The following is a 3546-nucleotide window of genomic DNA, read 5'->3' as shown; positions in this document are numbered from 1 at the left end:
CGCCAGATCGCCGGTGATGCCGAAGATCACCAGCTTGTTCGAGGAGCTGTCACCGCCGTCAGCCAAGCCCGCACCCTTCGATAGTCGTTGGCTCTTTGAAGACTCACTACCCGCGGCGGTCGGACCTAACACTAGACACCGCGCCCAGGCCCGACAACCTCACGCCATCGCGGCATTTGGCAGGATGCTTGCGTGGGCGACGCGCTGCATATCACGGTCTACGTACTGGCAGGCATCGCCGTGATCGAGGGAGTCGGCCTCGCCGTGCTGTCCTGCCTGCTGGTGCGCAGCCGCGAGGAGATCGAGGAGTTGCGGCACCGCACCGACGCCCGCACTCAGCTGCTGTCCGGTGGGCGCGAGGCGGTCAAGCGGGTGTGGAACACCGCCAACCTGTTGCGCAAGGAAGGGTTCGGCGCGGCCGTACGCAGCTCGATCGAGGACCTCGCCGACTGGGCCGAGGTGGAGCGGCCCGACCTGGCCCGGGTCACGCCGGACGGCCGGGTGGTGATCCTGTTCTCCGACATCGAGGAATCCACGGCCCTCAACGAGCGCATCGGCGACCGGGCCTGGGTCAAGCTCATTGCGGCGCACGACAAGCTGGTGTCGGACCTGGTGCAGAAGCGGTCCGGTCACGTGGTGAAGAGCCAGGGCGACGGCTTCATGGTCGCCTTCTCCCGCGCCGACCAAGCGGTGCGATGCGGCGTCGACCTACAGCGCGCACTTCGCAAGGACGCAAAACGCAAGCGGCACGAGGAGATTCGCGTTCGGATCGGCATCCACATGGGTCGCTCAGTACGCCGCGGCGACGACCTGTTCGGCCGCAACGTCGCGATGGCGGCGCGGGTGGCGGCCAAGGCCGCCGGTGGCGAGATCTTGGTGAGTCAACCGGTGCGGGATGCCCTTTCCGACTGCGACGACATTGGCTTCGACGAGGGCCGCGAGGTTGAACTGAAAGGCTTTTCGGGGACCTATTCGCTGTTCGCGGTGGAGGCCCCGCCCGATCCCGATCTGGACTGAAAACCATCCGCTTCGTATTCGGCCAGCCGTTGATGCAGGCGCGACCGGACCTCGTCGGCGGTGTAGGCGCGCCGTTTGCGTTGGTCGCGAACCACCAGCGCGCCGCCGGCGACGACGCCGGCGACGCCGGCCAGCCCAAGCCATTTCCACACACTGCGCATCACCACAGCGTATGCGCCCTGTGATTAACTTTGTGTGCTCTTGCAACCGGACACAGGCATCGACAGGCTCATGACGCTGACCCTCGATGAGGCGCTGAACGAAACTCGCACCGGCGATCTTTGGTTGTTCCGCGGGCGCTCGCGGCCCGACCGCGCGATTCAGACGTTGACCAACGCCCCGGTGAACCACGTCGGCATGACGGTGGCCATCGACGACCTGCCGCCGTTGATCTGGCATGCCGAGTTGGGCGACAAGCTCGTCGACATGTGGACCGGCACCAACCACCGCGGCGTGCAACTCAATGATCTGCAGCAGGCGGTCCTGCAGTGGACCCAGCGATACCAGCAGCGGTGCTGGCTGCGTCAGCTGACGCCGAATCCCACCCGCGACCAGGAGAACAAGCTGCTGCGCGTGATCGCGCGCATGGACGGGACGGCGTTTCCCACCACCGCCCGGCTGACCGGTCGCTGGTTCCGTGGGCGCCTGCCCACCATCAACGACTGGGTGCGCGGAATCCCGGTGGTGGACAGCAAGATTCGAGAGCAGACCCGGCGCCGACGGGAACAGCGCAAGATGAGCCTTTCCACGGCTTATTGCGCGGAGACGGTGGCGATCACCTACGAGGAGATGGGGCTGCTCAACACTGACAAGGACACGAACTGGTTCGACCCGGGCAAGTTCTGGAGCGGTGATGTGCTTCCGCTCGCGCCGGGTTACCGGCTGGGCGACGAAATCGCGGTCACCGTAGGCGAAGTCGGCTAGTCGACCGCCATCTCACTCAGTTCGGACCACCCCGCCGCGTCGATCGTCTGGTTGATGATCTTGGGCGTGGACTTCAGCGCCTGGGGAAGCTCGCGCATCGCCCGCTTGAAGTGGTCGCTGTTGACGTGGACGCCGCCCGCCTCGTCGTCACGGAACGCCTCTACCAAGACGTACTCGGCGGGGTTGTCCAGGCTGCGCGACCACTCGAACCACAGGTTGCCCTCCTCCGCGCGCGTGGCGGCGGTGAAGGAGGCGACGAGATCGGGCCAGCGGTCCGTCCAGTCCGGTTTGGTCTCGAATTTGACGACGATGAAGATCATGGCCGGCCCCCGTCTCGCTCGTCTGGAAGATGTGCCCGCTCGACGCCACCGAGCAGTCACCAGCATATTCGCAACCGGTCGGGGGGCGCCGCCAGCAAAGTGCGCCCCGGGCATCGGAATGGATGCCCGAGGCGCACTATCGGTTTGCTCGCGTGCTAATCGCGAAGCGCTGAAGCGGCGCGCAAAGTGGCCTGGCTCACAGTTGCTGTGTATTCGGAGCTATTTCACTTCGCACGAGGGCCCGTCCTCTTTATGTGTCCTATACGCGTCTAATAGCCGCGCAATAGATTGAGGCCTTCGCGAATTCAATTCGTTAGGGATTCGCAATTCCCGGATCGCCGGGAGGCGGCAATTCCGGCGCCGGCGGGGCCGGGGGGGCGGGGGCCGTGGCGTCGACCAGCACGGGCGGCGCGTCCGGCGGCGGCGGCGGGGCGTCCGGCGGTGGCGGCGGCGCGTCCGGCGGCGGGGGCAGGACTCCCTCGGCGTCGGGCATGGGCAGAAACATGTGGTGGGTGAAGCCCGCCTGGTAGGCGCCGGCGCCACCGATGTGCACGCCACCGCGCTCACCACTGGCTACCGGGGTCCCATCCGGCAGGGTGGCGGCCGTATGGCCGCCGTTCCACCCGATCACGAGGGCGTTGGGGGCGGTTCCGTACTGGAAGCCGCGCGCCAACAAAGCCGCCTCTTCATTTCCGGTGTTGAACCGGTTTCCGAAGACCGGCCGGTCGGATGCCGCATTGGCAACCCAGGAAACGAGCCCCGAGCAATCCGTCCCGGCGGGAGAATCTCCGCCCGGAATATAAGGCGTCCCAGAAACCTGATTGATCAATGACATCAATGTTGCAAGTACTACCATGGCCGGGGACGCTAGCAATAGCTGCGAATGTTCGCCAAAAATTGTGGCGTACGTCATTCGCTAAGCGGATAATGGCTTACGCCCCACATTAGCGCAAATGCGCCCGCGCCGCAGATCGCTAGCCAGCAAACTTACCGGTCGGGCCCGTAGCCGCGTTCGGACTCGGCCATCTCGCGGTCGATGCTGGCTTGGTCACGCTTCTCGCGGGCTTCCGCACGCTTTTGCCGGTCGCCCTCCCGCCGCACGCGTTCGCGCTCGCGCTCCGCGGCCGTGCCCTCGCGTTCGTCGGCGCGCCGCTCCCGCTCGTCCGCCGCCCGTTCGCGGTCATCGGCGATTCGATCGCGATTATCGGCGACCCGATCGCGCCTGCCGGCCAGCCATTCGCGCCTCTTGAGCTCGACCTCACGCTCTTCGACCGCATCCTCGCGC

Annotated in this window: 6 protein-coding genes; 2 read left to right on the top strand and 4 right to left on the bottom strand. The window is 66.2% G+C overall.

Features of this window, described 5'->3' with window-relative positions; translation table 11 throughout:
* Positions 1-192 precede the first annotated feature (192 nt).
* Positions 193-1017, top strand: coding sequence for an adenylate/guanylate cyclase domain-containing protein (locus WU80_RS24325; protein ID WP_055405639.1), 825 nt, complete (start codon positions 193-195; stop codon positions 1015-1017).
* Here WU80_RS24325 and WU80_RS24320 read toward each other — a convergent pair.
* Positions 969-1178 carry a hypothetical protein gene (locus WU80_RS24320; RefSeq protein WP_055405643.1) on the bottom strand — a complete coding sequence of 70 codons (210 nt, stop codon included), beginning with the start codon at positions 1176-1178 and terminating at the stop codon, positions 969-971. The two genes, WU80_RS24325 and WU80_RS24320, sit on opposite strands and share 49 nt — an antisense overlap.
* A gap of 70 nt (positions 1179-1248) precedes the next feature.
* Here WU80_RS24320 and WU80_RS24315 point away from each other — a divergent pair, with 70 nt between their 5' ends.
* Complete coding sequence (locus WU80_RS24315) at positions 1249-1941, top strand: hypothetical protein (protein WP_055405640.1); 693 nt, start codon at positions 1249-1251, stop codon at positions 1939-1941.
* Here WU80_RS24315 and WU80_RS24310 read toward each other — a convergent pair.
* The 3 genes from WU80_RS24310 to WU80_RS26225 form a co-directional block, all read right to left on the bottom strand.
* Positions 1938-2261: a putative quinol monooxygenase gene (locus tag WU80_RS24310; RefSeq protein WP_055405641.1), complete on the bottom strand. Its 324-nt coding sequence runs from the start codon at positions 2259-2261 to the stop codon at positions 1938-1940. The two genes, WU80_RS24315 and WU80_RS24310, sit on opposite strands and share 4 nt — an antisense overlap.
* Before the next feature lie 313 nt (positions 2262-2574).
* Complete coding sequence (locus WU80_RS24305) at positions 2575-3174, bottom strand: C40 family peptidase (RefSeq protein ID WP_231633907.1); 600 nt, start codon at positions 3172-3174, stop codon at positions 2575-2577.
* 74 nt (positions 3175-3248) lie between these two features.
* Positions 3249-3546: hypothetical protein (locus WU80_RS26225; protein ID WP_055405881.1), on the bottom strand; the 298-nt coding region annotated here is incomplete at its 5' end.

The organism is Mycobacterium sp. UM_11, from assembly GCF_001414075.1.
Classification (GTDB): Bacteria; Actinomycetota; Actinomycetes; order Mycobacteriales; family Mycobacteriaceae; genus Mycobacterium.
Note: the sequence above shows the minus strand (reverse complement) of the source record. Positions and strands in the feature narration are given on the sequence as shown.